The organism is Paenibacillus harenae, assembly GCF_030812415.1.
GTDB classification, from domain to species: domain Bacteria; phylum Bacillota; class Bacilli; order Paenibacillales; family Paenibacillaceae; genus Pristimantibacillus; species Pristimantibacillus harenae_A.
The window spans coordinates 228233-245436 of the sequence record NZ_JAUSST010000001.1 but is presented as its reverse complement, the minus strand read 5'-3'; the positions used below and the strand labels follow the sequence as shown (position 1 = coordinate 245436).

14 protein-coding genes are annotated in these 17204 nt (G+C 52.2%); 9 read left to right on the top strand and 5 right to left on the bottom strand.

Annotated elements, in window-relative coordinates:
- The first annotated feature begins 62 nt into the window (after window positions 1-62).
- Both J2T14_RS01075 and J2T14_RS01070 read left to right on the top strand, forming a co-directional pair.
- Window positions 63-1748: an extracellular solute-binding protein gene (locus tag J2T14_RS01075; RefSeq protein ID WP_307466934.1), complete on the top strand. Its 1686-nt coding sequence runs from the start codon at window positions 63-65 to the stop codon at window positions 1746-1748.
- Window positions 1749-1848: 100 nt separating this feature from the next.
- Window positions 1849-6018, top strand: a complete 4170-nt coding sequence (locus J2T14_RS01070) for a sugar-binding protein (RefSeq protein ID WP_307466931.1) — start codon at window positions 1849-1851, stop codon at window positions 6016-6018.
- A gap of 230 nt (window positions 6019-6248) precedes the next feature.
- Here the strand turns inward: J2T14_RS01070 and J2T14_RS01065 are convergent, their stop codons facing one another.
- The 3 genes from J2T14_RS01065 to J2T14_RS01055 all read right to left on the bottom strand — a co-directional run bounded on the left by J2T14_RS01065 (window position 6249) and on the right by J2T14_RS01055 (window position 9047).
- Window positions 6249-8177 (bottom strand): glycosyl hydrolase family 18 protein, encoded by a 1929-nt coding sequence (locus J2T14_RS01065; RefSeq protein ID WP_307466928.1) that lies wholly within the window; start codon window positions 8175-8177, stop codon window positions 6249-6251.
- A 171-nt stretch (window positions 8178-8348) separates the two neighbouring features.
- The gene (locus J2T14_RS01060; protein ID WP_307201376.1) at window positions 8349-8627 is read right to left on the bottom strand and encodes a YxcD family protein; all 279 of its coding nucleotides are present in this window, start codon (window positions 8625-8627) and stop codon (window positions 8349-8351) included.
- Window positions 8628-8630: 3 nt separating this feature from the next.
- Window positions 8631-9047 (bottom strand): hypothetical protein, encoded by a 417-nt coding sequence (locus J2T14_RS01055; protein ID WP_307201375.1) that lies wholly within the window; start codon window positions 9045-9047, stop codon window positions 8631-8633.
- A gap of 115 nt (window positions 9048-9162) precedes the next feature.
- Between J2T14_RS01055 and J2T14_RS01050 the strand changes: the two genes are divergently transcribed.
- On the top strand, window positions 9163-9699 hold the full coding sequence (locus J2T14_RS01050; protein WP_307466925.1) for a DUF309 domain-containing protein: 537 nt from the start codon (window positions 9163-9165) through the stop codon (window positions 9697-9699).
- 152 nt (window positions 9700-9851) lie between these two features.
- On the opposite strand, the gene J2T14_RS01045 is transcribed toward J2T14_RS01050, so the two are convergent.
- Together J2T14_RS01045 and J2T14_RS01040 are read right to left on the bottom strand one after the other, a co-directional pair.
- Window positions 9852-10418, bottom strand: coding sequence for a beta-class carbonic anhydrase (locus J2T14_RS01045; protein ID WP_307466923.1), 567 nt, complete (start codon window positions 10416-10418; stop codon window positions 9852-9854).
- 24 nt (window positions 10419-10442) lie between these two features.
- Window positions 10443-10769 (bottom strand): iron-sulfur cluster biosynthesis family protein, encoded by a 327-nt coding sequence (locus J2T14_RS01040; protein WP_307201369.1) that lies wholly within the window; start codon window positions 10767-10769, stop codon window positions 10443-10445.
- 137 nt (window positions 10770-10906) lie between these two features.
- Here J2T14_RS01040 and J2T14_RS01035 point away from each other — a divergent pair, with 137 nt between their 5' ends.
- From J2T14_RS01035 to J2T14_RS01010, 6 genes are all read left to right on the top strand, one after another.
- The gene (locus J2T14_RS01035; protein ID WP_307466920.1) at window positions 10907-12424 is read left to right on the top strand and encodes a carboxypeptidase M32; all 1518 of its coding nucleotides are present in this window, start codon (window positions 10907-10909) and stop codon (window positions 12422-12424) included.
- A gap of 184 nt (window positions 12425-12608) precedes the next feature.
- Window positions 12609-13610, top strand: a complete 1002-nt coding sequence (locus J2T14_RS01030) for an ABC transporter substrate-binding protein (RefSeq protein ID WP_307466918.1) — start codon at window positions 12609-12611, stop codon at window positions 13608-13610.
- 43 nt (window positions 13611-13653) lie between these two features.
- Window positions 13654-14445 (top strand): ABC transporter ATP-binding protein, encoded by a 792-nt coding sequence (locus tag J2T14_RS01025; RefSeq protein ID WP_307468559.1) that lies wholly within the window; start codon window positions 13654-13656, stop codon window positions 14443-14445.
- Window positions 14446-14527: 82 nt separating this feature from the next.
- Window positions 14528-15325, top strand: a complete 798-nt coding sequence (locus J2T14_RS01020; RefSeq protein WP_373458100.1) for an ABC transporter permease — start codon at window positions 14528-14530, stop codon at window positions 15323-15325.
- A gap of 39 nt (window positions 15326-15364) precedes the next feature.
- The gene (locus J2T14_RS01015; RefSeq protein WP_307466915.1) at window positions 15365-16333 is read left to right on the top strand and encodes an aromatic acid exporter family protein; all 969 of its coding nucleotides are present in this window, start codon (window positions 15365-15367) and stop codon (window positions 16331-16333) included.
- Between the two features lie 164 nt (window positions 16334-16497).
- A complete protein-coding gene (locus J2T14_RS01010; RefSeq protein WP_307466912.1) occupies window positions 16498-17064 on the top strand; it encodes an outer spore coat protein CotE in 567 nt (188 codons plus the stop codon).
- The last annotated feature ends 140 nt before the right edge of the window (window positions 17065-17204 follow it).

Genomic DNA, 17204 nt, shown 5'->3' with positions numbered 1-17204 from the left:
AGAACATAAGCTGATTTACTGATTGGCGTATGTATTCAATCCTGATAAAAAGGGGAATGACGATGAGAAATACGGTTAATCCATGGTTTGCAAGAGTAGCGATGCTGCTCTTGGCATTCAGCTTGCTGCTTGCCGCCTGCTCCCAAACGCCGGTACCGACGGAACCCGAGGGAGAGACGGAGACGGATACGGATACGGAGAAGGAGACGCCAGCGAACACGCCAGAAGCCAAAAAAGATATTTCCGTAACCGTCTATGACAGGGGCTCCGTTCCGGCTGCCGAAGGGACGATAGAAGAAAACCGCTGGACCAAATGGTTGAACGAGCAGGGGCCGGCGAATGCAAAGTTTATCGCGGTTCCGCGATTTGAATCCCAGCAGAAGCTGAATGTGCTGTTTGCCTCCTCGAGCGCTCCCGATTTGATATTCGAATACGCACCTCATATTAAGAACCCGCTGATCGACCAAGGGCTGCTCATGCCGCTCGATGAACTGATCGAAGAGCAAAGCACGACATACAAGCAAATGCTTCAGGAGTATCCGGCGCTCAAGAAGGTCGGGACGAAGTCGGACGGCAAAATTTACGAGTTCGCGCGGCTGGCCGAAGTCTATCCGATCCATGCCCTGCTGATCCGCGAGGATTGGCTGAAAAAGCTGAATCTGCAGGTTCCCCAAACGACAGAGGAGCTCTTCGAGGTTGCCAAAGCATTCGCGGAGAACGATCCTGACGGAAACGGGGAGAATGATACGTACGGCATCGCGATCAGCCTGCAGTCGGGCCAAGTGGTCGACCAAATCTTTCAAGCGACCCGCTGGGTCGTGAAAGACGGCACGGTTAACCGCAATTGGGATAACTTCACGGCTGTGACTGACTTTAAGAAGCGGCTGTTCGACGAAGGCATTATCGACAAAGATTTCCTGAACGATAAAAACGGCGCGAAAGCGAAGCAGGATTTCGTTAACGGGAAGGTCGGCATTTACCCGCTGCAGATCAACTGGGTCAGCTTTGCCCAGAATGAACTGACTTCACTGAAAAAGAATGTACCGGATGCCGTCGTGACGCCGATTCCTTATCCGAAAAGCCCGGCAGGCCAGTTTAATCCCGCTTTTTCCAACCCGGTTCAAGCGACAGCCGTAGTCAATGCCAGCACGAAAAATCCGGATGCGGTCATGAAATATATCGACTTCTTGGTAAAGCCCGAAACCGCGAATACGCTGAGAAACGGGATTGAGGGCGAGCATTGGCAGCCCGGAACGAACGGCTGTCCAGAGCCGGTAAGCATGGATAAGCGCAAGGAAGAGGTGGCATGGAACGGCGACTTCCAGATGATGAGCAGCACGATTCTCGATACGAAATGCGGCAAGCTCGAGATGGGGTTCAACCTGAGCGACCCGGTGCAGAAGGAAGGCTTCGACATGTACAAAAAAGCGATGGAAATCTACACCGATCCAAGTAAACCGTATGTCGAAATTACTCATCCCGAGCATATGCCGCAGCTTCCCAAGGATATTGAAGCGATTTCCGCGCCGATGGTGAAGCCGATTGACGATATGTTCATCAAAGGAATTTTGGGCGGCAAAGGGTATACGGCAGAGCAGGCAACGAAAGAAGCGAAGGAGATGTGGGATAAAGGAAACGGGAAAGCGATCGAGGACTGGTTCAAAGAGTGGTATGAACAAGACAGCGATAATGCATTCCTGGCAAAAGATATTTACGAGGTCATGGAGCAGCAGCAGTCTCAAAAATAGGGCTTGGAGCAGGGACGCAGTAAGCAAGCAACTGCTGTGTCCCATTCTAATTGAAAATGAATTGGATAAGCATATCTTAACTTGTAGGGGGTCATTCATCATGAAACTGCGCAAATTTGTCACCCTAATCTGCTTGTGGTCGCTTTTTGCTTCTCTCTTATTCACGGGGTCAACAGCTAATGCCGAAGAAAACGGGTTTGTCGATGAAATGAATAACTTCTCTTACGTGCTCCAACGCTCGAATATACGGATCGAGACAGCGGATCAGTCCTATTTCGGCAACGATGCCAGCCGTATGGTCCGAAATACGACAGCGACCGGGTATATGCTTTACAAGACCGAAATGCCGATCAACACCTTTACGGCTTACAGCTATTCCTTTATAGGCTCAGGCATGCCGCTGGTCGGGCATCGCTTCTATGCTTCTGCCGACGGCTCGGCCTTTACCGAAGTGAATCCGTCGATATTCAGCTCCGGCGCGCCGGTGTCCAACTGGCAGCTTGTCGTTTACGAGGACGCGCAGGTTCCGTCCGATACGCGATATTTGAAGATTGAGTTCATCGGAGACGCGAAAGCTTGGACACCGCAGTTATCCAAGCTGGTCATTAACCAGAATGTGAGCTCGGTGATCGCGGATCCGCCGAACGGTCTGATCGGCGATCAACCGCTTACCGTTGCTTTGAGTTCTGCAACGCCGGGAGCTGCCGTATTCTATAAACGGAATGGCGATGTCGAGTATAGACCGTATACGGAGCCTTTGTCGCTTACCGAGTTTACTACGTTGGATACGTATGCTTCCATGGAAGGACTCGTAACAAGTCCGGTCAAGACCTATAAGTACTACGCGGAAGCGGATATTCTGATTGACCGGTACGGTCAGGTCAAAACAGCCGATTTTCCAACAAAAGTGCTTAGCGATGCGGAATTACGGGCAGACGTTGCGAAGGATCAGGACTATTACGGCAGTCTCCAAGCTCCATCCGATTTCGATGAGCTGGGCGGTTTAAAAGGCAGTAAGGAAGCACTCAACCTGGAAGCCACGGGGTTCTTCAATATCCAACAGGCGAACGGCAAGCCGATTCTCGTATCGCCGGGCGGTGCGGCTTATTTCAGCTTAGGCATGAACGGGATTACGAATAATGAGACCTTCACCTTGCTCAAGGGCCAAGAGACGAAGTTTGAATGGGTACCGCCCTATAACAGCGAATATCAGAATGCCTTTCAAGGCTCGCAGGACGTTTTTTCTTTCTACATGGCAAATAAGTACAAAAAAAACGGATCGTTTCCGACGAGCGAGGCATTTTTCGCGGAGGCGGTCGAGCGGATCAGAAAATGGGGCTTTAACAGCGCCGGCGCTTGGGGCTCGGGAGCTTTGTCAGCGCAGAACGGTTTGCCGTATACTCTCGTGCTTCCTCTCAACGGCATGAGCAAGCCAAGCGAAATCAAAATATTCGACATCTTTGCCGACGATGCGGAAGCCAAGATTGATGCAGCCTTTGCTGCATCGCTGCCTGCCCTAAAGGACGATCCTTTGCTGATCGGGTACTTTGTCGATAACGAATACCATTATGAAAAGTTTTTCACCGCGGTTCCAAAACTGAAGGCAAGCAACACGGGAATTAAGAAACGATTGGTCCAGATGCTTCAGGAAAGGTACGTCGATATTGCTGCCTTTAATGCGAGCTGGGAGACCGGTTATACAAGCTTTGCGGATTTAAACGAAGCGGCTTTGTATATCGATACGGCGGCGGCCGGCAAGGATATCGAGGACTTCTTCCATTTATATTTAGACACCTATTACAGCACGGTCAAGCGCCTCTTTGCCAAATACGATACGAACCACCTGCTGCTCGGCGACCGGTGGCTGACCTTGCCGATGATGAACACGAAAATTCGGGGGATCCTGGCAGAAGAGGCCGGTAAATATATGGATGTCATCAGCATTAACCATTACGCGCCAAACCTTGATGTGGCGATGCTGAATGAGATTTATACGAAATCAGGCGGCAAGCCGATTATGTTAAGCGAATGGAGCTACGGCACGGCGGAGCAAGGACTCAATCCGATTGTGGCGGGAGCTGCCGCGAATGAGCAAGAACGTGCTTGGCGTTATCGCAATTATGTCGAACAAGCGGCATCTCTCGGATATATCGTCGGCACGCATTGGTTCGACTACGTTGACCAGGCTGCTACAGGACGCTGGTTTGAAGGCTTGACCGGAGAACGCTACAACACCGGACTAATTAACGTGGCGGACCGGCCCTACAAAATCTTTCTGGACGGAGTGATGCAGACGCATCATGATATTTACGATGTCATGCTCGGCGAGAAAGTACCGTTCAACCACGATTTCGGCGACGAGCCGACGGGCGGCGGCACGGGGAAGGATCAAATGATCAACATCCCTTATACGGCTGTGCCGATTCCGCTTGACGGGGAAATGAACGGCTTTTCGACGGGTTCTGAAGGAAAAGCGACGTTAACGGTCGAGAATCGAGTCGGGGGCAGCGGCGGAGATGACATTACCGCAGATTATGCCTTTGCTTGGGATGAACAGCATTTATATGTGACAGCCCATATCAAAGAACCGACGCCGATGATGAACAACAACCCGAACAGCAACGTCTGGAAGGGTGACGGCGTGGAATTGTTCTTTGGTCCAAGCGAGCTTGAAATGATTGGTCCGCTCCTGTACGACGACCGGCAGATCATTGTTAGCGCGGGCCCGGGAGCGGGAGAGGAGCCAAACTTCTGGTTATGGTTTAACACCGGACGTCAGCGCCCGATCCAGATGTTCAGGAAAGCGGCGGCAGACGGTCAGGGTTATATTCTTGAAGCCGCGATCCCGTGGGAAGCGGTGCGGTTGCAGCCGGAGAGCGGTCGGGAATTTTTATTTGATTTCGGCTTTAATGAAAGTGAAGACGGAATCACTCGGAAGCGGCAATACGAATGGAACGGCACAAACCGGAACAACCTCGATCGCGGACTCTGGGGCAATGCGAAGCTGGTCGAAGCCGGGGCCAGTGATGGAGCCGGTCCTGTCGTTACCGTAACGGGAGTCGAGAACGGCGGCGAATATACGGATCAAGCGATACCGGCAGTAGCGGTAAATGATTCGGAAAGCGGAGTGAAGTTTACCTCGATCAAGTTAAACGGCGTCGATTGGGCGAGCGGTGCCGCTATTTCGCATCCAGGCGTTTATGTGTTGACGGTAGAGGCGGAGGATAACGCATCCAATCAAACTTTACAGCAGATAACCTTTACGATTTACGCCTCTACGAGCCTTGCTGCCGCGCAAGCGAACGGTGTATATAGTGATCCGGTACAGCTGGAAGCGACATTAGCCGACCGGGAAGGCAACCCGATCGCAGCGGAAACCGTGTCCTTTCTGGTGAACGGTCAATCGGCGGGGACGGCTGTAACCGATGAACAGGGAACGGCTAAGCTTATGTATCCTGTTCTAAAGGGCGCAGGAACTTACACGGTGGATGCCGAGTACGCGCAAAGCGAAAGCCTTTATCTTCGCGGATCGGCTTCATCGTCGTCGCTAACGGTGTCGCCTGAAGCTTCTGCGATTGCTTATCAGGGCAACCGTCTCGGATCGACAGGTAAACCTATCACTCTTGCGGCGCAAGTAACGGAACCTTCCGACGGCAGCCAAGGGACTCTCGGCGGACTCCCGGTTACATTCTCGGTATATGCAATTGAGCCAGACGGATCCAAAACACCGGTTGTCCTTCCGCCGAACGAAGCTTCGACTCTAACCGACGCCGCAGGTCTCGCTTCCACCATGACGGCGCTGCCTGCCGGATTATATGAAGTGAGCGCGGTGCTTTCATACAATCCGTATTTTATATCAGCCAGCTCGTCCGCTCAAATGGTCGTGACGGGTCCAGCTGCCCGGCAGCTTACAGTGAAGGGGTATGCAGAAATTCCATCCGGGATTTGGCCTGTTCAAATCTGGAAAGATGAGAAGCTGTATGTTGATGTAGAATTCAAGGACGGACTTCAAAAGCATTGGACCATGAAAGCAAAATCCATTAAGTTAGGCGTTCAATCGGACTGGATCGTTACGGCAAACGGAAAAGCTTATATGCAAGGCCAGCTGCAAGTCAACGGAGAAGCGTACACAATCCGGTTGATGACGCAGGAAACGGAAGCATACAATGGCCGCATTAGCATCCAGTTATGGAAAGGTCAAGCGGATGGCTTCGTACCCGACTTTGAGCTTCTCGATACCGAATTCGTAGGTTATATCATTACCAATTAACAGGTCAATCGCCCCGTTCCGTAGCCGCTGCGGAACGGGGCTTTCTTTTTTATGTGGTAAAAAGCGGCAAATAACATCATGAACGCGAGTTGAAGAGGTAAGAATCTGATACCGAACGGAACAACTGAATCGCGTCTTAAAAACGGGTCCCCATAGCCTAAACACTTTTTTCTAAGTGTCCAGTCTAAGGGGACCCGTTTACTTGCGGCAATCGGTCCAGATCTTTCTTTTTATTTCATCCGAAGCATCATCGTCCAGAGATCGGCGCTTTCGTAGCCGAGTCTCCAGGCCGCGACGCCCGCTAGATCGTATTTGGTGGCCAGGGCGATGCGAGACTTGGTCGTCTCTGCCGTCTCGGCCCAGAACAGGTAGGTGAAGCCGTCCTTCACATACTTATATTTCGTTTGTCCGGACGCCAGGTCGTGTACGCCGGAAGCTTTATTGTCCGCAATGAGAGAAGGTACATCCTTCATCAGTACGGCGCGGTTGTCAACCAGCTTGCCAGCGGCGTCCAGCTTCCACTCGCGGACGTAGAACGGAATACCGAGAATCAGCTTACTGCGCGGGATGCCATAACCGAGAAACTGTTTAATGCCTTCCTCTACCCAAGGAAGCCCTGCTACGGAACCCGGTGTATCGCTGCCGCTCCAATGCTCGTCGTAGGCCATAATGACAATCGTATCGACAATTGCAGATAATGCCGCATGATCGTAAGCGGTCAGATGATTCCAACTTAAGCTGCCTCGCGGCAAGTCAATCGATACGTTCAGACCTTTGGCATGCGCCGCTTTCGCAAGCGCGGCTACGAAGGCGGTATAGGCGGCACGATCCGCACCGGCTACCTCCTCGAAGTCGAGATTAACGCCGTACGCCTTGATTTCGGTTAACCGTCCGACCAGCTTCGTAATAAACGTCTCTTGCGCAGCCTTATCCTTCAAAAAAGCCGTCGTCATCTTCCGATTGAATTGGTTATGGACGAGAGGCGCGACGAGGATGCCTTGCTCCTTGAACGCATTCACCAACTCCGCATCCGACGTATCCTGCATCGAGCCGTCGGCAGCGGTTAGCTCGAACCATGTCGGCGAATCGATTGTCAGTCCTTGCGTATTCGCAACGTGGCTTAACACGGTGCTGCTTGTCGCACTGCCATTCCAAGCCATGTACACCAGCGACTTGGCATTGCTCCACAAGCTGCGTCCGTCCGATGTTCGAACGGTGGCGTTCGCGTATTTCTTCGCGAAGTCGATTGCGCTCGCGCGCGTATTAAATGACCGCAACCCCCGGTCATTCTGGTAGACAGTGAGGTAAGGCACACCTGACCACCAGACGTTGCCTTTGTACACAACCTCCGCATATGGCGCCATCTTCGCATGAGCTACTGCGGCATCAAGGTTGACATAAGCGCCAATAAGGCTCCCGTTCTGCTTAACCTCGTAAGCGAGTATGTTCGAATGAAGCGTTTGCCCGGTAGCCGTATTAACGACTTCGCTGCCGCTTATGGCAGATGAGCTAATAATGGCATCATAGAGGAAGCCATAAAGCTTGCCATTGTTCGCAGGAACGCCGTCAACTGTAATCTGATAGACGGCTGTTGCGGCACGCTGTTTTTTTTTCTGGGCAGCGGTTAAGTTGTCCCAAACCCATGCATTCTTAGTTATATCGATAATATGCGCGTTGCCCCACTTCTTGGCTTCCCGGATCGCAGCCTCGATAGTCGTAAACGTCCATATCGGCTGCGTTTTGTCGCCCTGATACACTTTGAACTTAGCGTGATTGGCATATTTCCATCCAATGTTCTCCATGTCGCGAATATGTACGTTGCGCTGCGTCTTCGCGAATGCGAGCGCTTGCTCATACGTCCGGTATTCCCATGCACTCGTCGATATGCCGTTTTTGTACACTTTGTAACGAGGGAGATTGTCCCATACCCAAGTACGTCCGGCGATCGTCTCTACATGGCTGTAGTTTACGTTTTTCGCATAGGCAATGGCTTTGCTTTCCGTCGGAAACTCGCGAAGCGCTTGGTCGTTCTGATAGACGCGGTACTTGGTTACGAGACTTGCAGAAGCCTCGGCGATGCTGCCTCCCGAATTCGAAGCCAGTAGCGAACCGGTTAGCAGAAGCATCGTAATTGCAGCGATCAGCTTCTTTTTTACCACTTTAATTACCACTCTCCTCTCAGTTGTCCATCTATTAGACGCTGGAAGAGGAGGGGAGTTGCTCCCCATCTATAAAAAGTTTGTCGGTAATATTTGCTAGATGAGCATGGACACAAGCACAAAAAAAACAGAGCGGTTGCGCTCTGTCTCTAATCAATGCTTTATTATTGGCTAATCCGCAATGTCGGCCCAAAACTCCTCGTCCGCATCAAGCTGAATATCGGAGCGGAACACGCGGCGTTTATATTGCTTATACACGTATTGCTCGATGGCTTCAATGATGTTCGCTTCAAGGATATATTGGCTGCGACCCTTCACCCATACCTCGGCCGTGAAGCCGTATTGCTCTTCCCATGAAAGCTGAACCTCCACGTCCGTAGGGCTGACCCCTCTGCGATCGGCATAATGGAGGCAGACAGCATTTAAGATTTCGTCCGTATACAGACGCACGCTTTAGTAACGGCTCCGATCGTCGGGCCGCCTGCGATTGTTGCGGAAGTAGCTGAATATGGCGCGTATAAGCATTACGACGGCAATAATCGCAATAACGTTAATGAGCAATCCGAGCAGGTTGCCGAACGCGCCCCAGCCGCTGAACAGACTGCCGAACAACAGTCCGGCAAGTCCCCCGACCATCAATCCTCGGAAAAAATTGCCCCCGCCCCAAAATCCGGTTCTCCCGGCTCCGGCCGCAGTACCGGGACGCGCTCCGTTATTCGTCTGGTTTGCATTATCCTTTTTCTTCGGCGTCTCGGTAAAGCCCTGCCTTGGCGATTTGATGGCCCGTCTAGGCCTCGCGTCAGCGCTTGAGTGGAAGCCGACCGACATGACGAGCGTCAGAGCCATGATCAACAGTATTCCTTTTTTCATGTCAAGTTCTCCTTGGCTGCGAATTTTATAGATACGTTGCTAACATAAGCAATTACAGCTAATATATACGGTGGTTGCTTGTAAATATTACTGATCGCTTATGCAGGAGGTTCGTATGAATAACATTCCTGATTCCTATGTTTCCTTTTTGGTCGAGTTTCATGCAACGAGAGATTTGTTCGAATGCCATGAGCTGCTCGAAGAGTATTGGAAAGAACATCCGAATGACGGCATGTCGGATATTTGGGTAGGCTTAATCCAATTGGCGGTAAGTCTTTATCATGAACGAAGAGGCAATCGAAAGGGAGCGGCCATGATGCTGGAGCAATCCCGCAAGCGGTTATCCGTATCTCGTTTGCTTCCGCTTGGTCTGGACCGCGAGCGACTGATCGGGTTGATAGACAAGCGACTGGTTGCGTTAGCGGAGCGGGAGAATGCTCAACCTTACGAGGATATGAACCTTCCGATCGTATCGGAGGAGATTGCAAGGCGATGCGAAGAGCAATGCGCGAAGCGCGGTCTTGCCTGGGGAGAGCTCAGTCCGCTTACGAACGACGCCCTTATTCATCGCCATAAGCTTCGTGATCGAAGCGAGGTCATTCAGGCACGCCAAGATTCGCTTCAAGCGAAACAAAAAGAGCGCAGCGGCTAATCCCATAAGGATTGCCGCTGCGCTTTCTGTCACCACATCGGAAAGTTTAAATTCTTTACAGCGATAAAGCGAAAAGAGATTATTCTGATTGGCGATAAAACCAACCGTTAAACGCGGTCGCTCATCTTCGAAAGGCCTCGATAGAGGTTTTCTCATTTTGCCGGCGAGCCTTCCGTTACGAGCTCAAGCGCACCCGTCTCCGGGTCGATAATGAGGCCGTGTACGAGCACCTCTCTAGGCATGAGCGGATGGTTGCGAATAATGTTAACGCTGTTAATGACACTGTCCTTTACGTTGTCGAAGCCTGTCAACCAGCGCATCAGATTAAGCCCGGAATGCTTCAGCGTCGTGATAGTCTCCATCGGGATGCCTCGATCCACCATATGATCAATGATTTCTTCGGGATTAATGCCCGTCATACCGCAATTATGATGTCCGATCACGAACACCTCATCGGCTTGCAGCTCGTATACGGCGACGATGATGCTTCGCATAATGTTGCCGAACGGCTGGGTGACGATAGCGCCGGCGTTTTTAATAATTTTCGAATCGCCGTTTTTCAGGTTCATCGATTTTGGCAGAAGCTCGGTCAGCCTTGCATCCATGCAAGTAAGGATAACCATTCTTTTGTCCGGAAAACGGCTTGTGGCGTACTGCTCGTACTCTTTGTTCGCAACGAAGCTGCCGTTAAAATCTAAAATGGATTCAAGCTTGTTCATGTGTTGCCTCCGTTTCGACGCATATTAGCCGATTTTCGTCAAAAATTGCAAATTCGTCGTATAAATCTGGTTGTCGCTCTTCAAGCTGAAGCTGTCACGGCTCGGGTCGTAATCGACGCGAAGCTTAGGCTCATAGAACACTTCGTGGCGCGGCTCGAACCAATAGGAGAGAGGATCGCCTTGCTCCCGGCGGTCGTCGACGCTTGGCGATTCAATAAGCTGGAGGGCCGGCACGCCGCTAACGACGCAGCCGCAGCCTTCCGTATCGTGGAGCAGCTTAAGCTGCTTCGTTCCGTCCGTTAAGTAGGGGCCGAGCTTATCGGCAGCAGACTTCGAAAAAGTAATATGCATATGATGACCTCTCTTCCTATCTGTCGCTTTCATCATGTATAGGTTTAAGTTGATTATAAGGATAGGAATAAGTAAGATCAAGTTAAGTTCCGTTAAATGGAATCCAATATCAACCAAAGCAGAAGGGCGGTAATCCGATGTCAGTATCAACCAAAGATGCGCTAAGCAGCTTTAAAGAAACGATTCATAAGCTGAAGAGCTACGAAGAGGCGCTGGGCGTTCTCTACTGGGATTTGCGAACGGGCGCGCCACGCAAAGGAATGGATACGCGCTCGGAAGTGATTGGCGCATTATCCGGAGACATGTTCAAGCTGGCTACTTCGCCAGAACTTGGCGAGTGGCTAACCGTTCTGGAGCAGAACGCCGCATACGCCGAACTGAATGAAATCGAACAGAGGCTTGTATCGGAGACGCGCAAGGAATACGACCGCAGCGTGAAGATTCCGCCGAAGCTGTATCAGGAATACGTCATTATATCATCGCAAGCCGAATCCAAGTGGGAGGAGGCAAAGGCCGACAATGATTTTGCCGGCTTCCAGCCTTACTTGGAGAAGGTCATTTCGTATACGAATCAGTTCATCGATCTATGGGGAGCGAAGGCGACCCGCTATGACACGCTTTTGGATCAATACGAGCCGGGTATGACGGTTAAGGAGCTTGATCGCGTATTCGGCGGCCTTAGAGAGCAACTCGTGCCGCTTGCAGCCGCGATTGCCGCATCGCCGCATCAGCCGGATACGTCGTTCCTGCGCCAGCAATACGATAAATCCGCCCAGAAGGCGTTCAGTCTCTACATACTGAAGCAGATGGGCTTCAGCTTCGATGCCGGACGTCTCGACGAGAGCGTCCATCCATTCGCAACGGGGCTTAACCCGGGCGACGTTCGCATCACGACGCGTTATCTGGAGGATGACGTGCTTAGCGCGTTGTTCGGTACCATACATGAAGGCGGCCATGCCCTTTATGAGCAAAATATTATGCCCGAGCTGATCGGCACGACGCTCTGCACGGGAACGTCGATGGGCATTCACGAATCGCAATCCCGCTTCTGGGAAAATATGATCGGCCGCAGCCGACCGTTTTGGGAACGGAACTTCGGCGAGCTGCAGAAGCAGTTCCCGGGACAGCTTGACGCCGTATCGGTCGATCAGTTCTACCGCGCGAACAATGTCGTTCAGCCTTCGCTCATTCGGATCGAGGCGGATGAGCTGACCTACAACTTGCACATTATTATACGTTACGAGATCGAGAAGCTTATTTTCAACGAAGGGGCGAAAGCGGCCGATCTGCCAGCGATCTGGAACGAGAAATACCAACAGTATCTCGGCATCGCGCCGCCGAATAACGCCGAGGGCGTATTGCAGGACGTACACTGGTCCGGAGGCTCATTCGGTTATTTCCCTTCCTACTCGCTCGGCAATATGTATGCCGCGCAAATCGCGGACACGATGGAGAAGGAGCTGGACGGCTTTTGGTCGCTTGTCGGCCAAGGCGATTTGCTGCCGATCAAGGATTGGCTGACCGAGCGAATCTATAAATACGGCAAGCTGCGTACGCCGTCGGAGCTCATTCAGAGCGTGACGGGCAAGCCGCTTGATCCGCAGCATCTCGTACGTTACTTGACGAACAAATATTCGGAAGTGTATAAGCTTTAACGAGTAAATAACCGGATAGCAGCGCTTGCGTCATAGGTAAGGCGATCATGAAACAAAGATGGCGGTTCAAGGATAATCCTTGGATCGCCATCTTTTTGTTATTCATAGACCGATTCACCGCCCAGACCGTTGTTGCATAGGATGTTGAACATCTACTAACGAGAGTGAAGTCGGAGGGATCGGTATGAATAGACGCATCATAACAGCTTTGCTGCTTGCCGTCGTGCTTACGGTAACGGCTGTTCTTGCAGGCTGTGGCAAAGGAGATTCGGAGAAAACGAAGGTCCGAATCGGCGAGGTAACGCGGTCGCTGTTCTATGCGCCGCAATATGTCGCTATAGAGAAAGGCTATTTTGAGGAAGAAGGGCTTGATGTCGAGCTTACGACGACGCCGGGCGGCGATAAAACGATGACGGCCCTGTTGTCGAACGTCATTGACGTCGCGCTCGTCGGCTCGGAGACGTCGATCTACGTGTATCAGCAAGGAACGGATGACCCGGTTATCAACTTCGCGCAATTGACGCAAACCGACGGCACGTTCCTCGTAGCCCGCGAGGCGGACAGCGCTTTCGATTGGAATACGCTGAAGGGCAAGACGTTCCTCGGCCAGAGGAAGGGCGGCATGCCGCAGATGGCCGGCGAGTTCGCCTTGAAGAAACACGGCATTGATCCACATGCCGATCTGGAGCTGATCCAGAACGTTGACTTTGCCAACATTCCTGCGGCTTTCGCATCGGGAACCGGCGACTATGTCCAGCTCTTCGAGCCAACGGCTTCGATCTTCGAGAAGGAAGGCAAAGGCCATGTCGTTGCGTCCTTCGGTACGGAAAGCGGGAATCTGCCTTATACCGTATTTATGGCGAAACAAAGCTATATCAAGAAGAACGAGAAGACGGTTCAAGCTTTCACGAATGCGATTCATAAAGCGCAGCTGTGGGTGAAGGACAATAGCGCAGAAGCAATCGCGGATGTCGTATTGCCGTACTTTGAAAACGTCGATCGCGACATTCTTATTAGCTCGATCGATCGCTATAAGCAGCAAGGCTCATTCGCTTCCGATCCGATTATCGACGAAGCGGAATGGAACAACCTGCTGGACGTCATTACCACGGCGGGCGAGCTCGAGAAGCGTACCGAGCACGGCGAGCTTGTCGACACGAGCTTTGCCGAGAAATCGATTAAATAAGCGCACTCAAGGCGCTTGCCGGAAGGAGGGACGATAGATGGCGATAGCTCCCGTATTGGAGCTGCAGCAGTTATCCCATGTTTACGTGAATGCGAAGGGAGCGTCCTTAGCGTTGGAACAGCTGGACCTGCGCGTCGAGCGAGGCGAGTTCGTCAGCCTCGTCGGCCCCAGCGGCTGCGGCAAAACGACCGTGCTTAGCTTGATGGCCGGATTATTTCCGCCGACGGTAGGAAATGTGCTGCTGGATGGCGAGGCTGTTGCCGGTCCTTCCTCGAAGGTAGGCTATATGCTGCAGCAGGACTTTCTGTTCCCGTGGAGAACCATTCGCGACAATGCGGCTGTAGGGCTGGAGATTAGCGGCCGCAAGACGCCGCGGACGATGGAGATCGTTGACGAGCTCCTTGCCGAGCTTGGGCTGCCGGACTCGGGGCAGCGTTATCCGCATGAGCTTTCCGGAGGCATGCGCCAGCGCGTGGCGCTGGCAAGAACGCTCGCAACCGAGCCGGAGGTGCTGCTGCTCGACGAGCCATTCTCGGCGCTTGACCTGCATATTAAGCTGCAGCTAGAAGATCTCGTCCATGAGACGCTTACTCGCCGGGGGAAAACGGCGGTGCTTGTTACCCATGATCTGGCGGAAGCAGCCGCGATGAGCGACCGCGTCATCGTGCTTGGCCGCAATCCCGGCCGAATCAAGTGCGAGGTCGTCATAGATGAAGAGCTGCGCGCGCTAAGTCCGATGGCGGCTAGGAAACTGCCGAGCTTCCAAGCGACGTTCGAGCGGCTGTGGGCGGAGCTCGACGCGGTGGACGACGAAGGAGGAAGCTACAATGGATAAACGCGATTCGATGCGTTCGAACGGCGATGGCGATTCCGGCAGCGTGCAGATCGCGGGGGTGAAGGAGGATCGTCTGAGCTGGATGGGCGCGCTGCATGCGAGCTACCGGAGCAGGATGCACAAGATGTCGGCAGCGGTTGCCGTAACGCAGATCGCGCTGCTCGTGCTTTTTGTCGGGTTGTGGGAAGCGGCGGGAAGAAATAAATGGATCGATCCGCTGCTCTTCAGCTATCCTTCGAAAATGGCGGATCAGCTGTGGCGTACGATGACCGACGGTTCGATATGGCCGCATGTCGGCATGACGGTCGGCGAGACCGTTGCCGGATTCGCGCTCGGCATGCTTCTCGGCACGTCGATGGCGGCGGCGCTATGGTGGTTTCCTTTTCTATCGCGCGTATTCGATCCGTATTTGGTCGTGCTTAACAGTATGCCCAAGGTTGCGCTCGGGCCGATCTTTATTGTCGCACTGGGGCCGGGCTTCATATCGATCGTAGCGGTTACGATGTCGGTCACCGTTATTATAACGACGCTTAACATTTATAACCGTTTCCGCGAGATAGACGCCGGCTTTATTAAGGTCGTCAGGTTATTCGGCGCTTCGCGCGGCCAATTGTTCCGCCTCGTCATACTGCCGGCGTCATTCCCCGTCATTATCTCGACGCTGAAGGTGAATGTCGGGCTTGCATGGGTCGGCGTCATCGTCGGGGAATTTCTCGTGGCGAAGCTCGGACTCGGTTATTTGATCATATACGGCTTCCAAGTATTCAACTTCACGCTTGTTCTATCAAGTCTTGTTGTTATCGCTGCAGTCGCGACCGTTATGTATCAGTTAGTTGCCATGCTCGAGAGAAAGTTGACGGCGGGCTGGCGCGAAAGGTAGGATGGATTCAACAACTTACTAATCGCGAGGATCATTACCATGGGCATACGTATCGTCAAAACAGCGCTGGCTGCCATCGCAGCCATTTATACTGCCGTCTATTTCGGCCTTGAGCCGCCGCTTGGAGCTGGCATATTGGCTATTCTCGGCGTCGAAGTTACGAGGATGAAGGGGCTGAAAAGCGCCATCGTCCGATTCGTCGCTTCGGTGCTGGGACTTTTTTTTGCATCGCTTATATTCACGCTGTTCGGCTTCCATATCTGGGCGGTCGCGGTCTTCATCCTGATTACATTCCCGATTCTGTCGCGCTTCCAGTTGAAGGACGGAATCGTGACTAGCTCGGTCATCGTCTTCCATCTGTTCGACAGGGCTGAAGTGACCACGGATATTATCGGCAACGAAATTATGCTGTTGTTCGCCGGACTCGGTTGGGCAACCGTACTCAACTTCGTCTATATGCCGAAGGACGAGAAGCATTTGGCGAGCAATCGGCTCGCTATCGAGGACAATTTCAGCGTTATTTTCACAGAGATGGCCTTGACGCTTCGCAATCCCGCTCATCTATGGGACGGGGAGGAGCTGCTTGACGCTTTCCGTGCGATTGAAGACGGCGCGCAGCGTTCGGTACGAAATCGCGAGAATCGGATCTGGGGACAGGAGCACTATTGGTCGACTTACTTCGAGATGAGGCGTCAGCAGCTTGATTCCGTGCAGAAGATGCTCGTCGAGCTGGCTTTCGTCTATGAGAAGTGGCCGCAGGGCGTCCTGATCGCCGAGCTGCTTGAGAGGCTAGCTGCAGATGTGAAGTCGGATGTGTACGAGGGCTCGGTCGAAGTTCGTTTGCAGGAGCTGTCCATGCGGTTTCGAGGGATGGAGCTGCCTAGGACACGCGAGGAATTCGAGGTGAGAGCGGCGCTTCTGACGCTGCTTCATGAGCTGGAGAGATATTTGGCCATCGCGAAGCGACTCAAAAAAAGAAAAGTCATTTTGTCCGAACAGGCGTCATAGCATATAGAGGGAGAAAATTCGTTGCGAGGTTTGCGGAGAAATATAAGTTGTTATATAAGTATATCGCTTATATTTATCTTATATTTCCGAAAAAGAAACAGTCACCCTAGACGAATGTCCTGCATACACTTTAAATGAATGATTGTATGGAGGAGGTTAAATCGATGACTATTGCAGATAAACAGCTTCAGTGCAGAGAAATCATTACGAAAGCTGTCTGCGGCAAAGGTCGTAAGTTTTCCACTGTAACCCATACCGTTACGCCGCCTCATCATCCGACGAGTATTCTCGGAGCATGGATTATCAACCATCAGTATGAAGCGGTTCGTTCGGGCGACGGTATTGAGGTAATCGGTACTTACGATATCAACATTTGGTATTCGTACAGCAAAAACTCGCAAACAGACGTAGCAAAAGAATCCGTACATTACGTGGAGCATGTCGCTCTCTCTTATGTAGATCCTAAACATAGGGCGGCGACGGAAGAAGTGTCCGCAGACGTGCTGCAAGAGCCTAACTGCATCGAAGCGAACATTTCGTCCAACGGCTCAGGCGTCATTATCCGGGTCGAACGGGAGTTTTCGGTAGAAATGATTGCCGAGACCAAAGTTTGCGTGGCCGTAATACCAGGCGGTTGCGACGACCTGGACGGCAAAGACTTGGAATTCAGCCTCGGCGAAGATGGCGACTACGAGGATTTGGATCCAGACTTGCTGGACGACGAGCTCTAAGTAAGCGGGTAAGCGCTACTTCTACAGTATCATATGCTGCGCGAGCAGTATGTCGAGGGCGAAAGCCCTCTTTTTTTTGAAAAAATACAGGTAACCCGTCTATGCCGCAATCCGGCGACGAATTACACCACATCGTTCCG

Excerpts from the sequence above, each read along its gene's own strand:
- J2T14_RS01030 (WP_307466918.1), top strand. The coding sequence starts at position 12,609 with ATGAATAGACGCATCATAACAGCTTTGCTGCTTGCCGTCGTGCTTACG.
- J2T14_RS01045 (WP_307466923.1), bottom strand. The coding sequence starts at position 10,418 with ATGAACAAGCTTGAATCCATTTTAGATTTTAACGGCAGCTTCGTTGCG.
- J2T14_RS01035 (WP_307466920.1), top strand. The coding sequence starts at position 10,907 with ATGTCAGTATCAACCAAAGATGCGCTAAGCAGCTTTAAAGAAACGATT.
- J2T14_RS01020 (WP_373458100.1), top strand. The coding sequence starts at position 14,528 with ATGGGCGCGCTGCATGCGAGCTACCGGAGCAGGATGCACAAGATGTCG.
- J2T14_RS01015 (WP_307466915.1), top strand. The coding sequence starts at position 15,365 with ATGGGCATACGTATCGTCAAAACAGCGCTGGCTGCCATCGCAGCCATT.
- J2T14_RS01055 (WP_307201375.1), bottom strand. The coding sequence starts at position 9,047 with ATGAAAAAAGGAATACTGTTGATCATGGCTCTGACGCTCGTCATGTCG.
- J2T14_RS01010 (WP_307466912.1), top strand. The coding sequence starts at position 16,498 with ATGACTATTGCAGATAAACAGCTTCAGTGCAGAGAAATCATTACGAAA.
- J2T14_RS01040 (WP_307201369.1), bottom strand. The coding sequence starts at position 10,769 with ATGCATATTACTTTTTCGAAGTCTGCTGCCGATAAGCTCGGCCCCTAC.
- J2T14_RS01050 (WP_307466925.1), top strand. The coding sequence starts at position 9,163 with ATGAATAACATTCCTGATTCCTATGTTTCCTTTTTGGTCGAGTTTCAT.
- J2T14_RS01070 (WP_307466931.1), top strand. The coding sequence starts at position 1,849 with ATGAAACTGCGCAAATTTGTCACCCTAATCTGCTTGTGGTCGCTTTTT.
- J2T14_RS01075 (WP_307466934.1), top strand. The coding sequence starts at position 63 with ATGAGAAATACGGTTAATCCATGGTTTGCAAGAGTAGCGATGCTGCTC.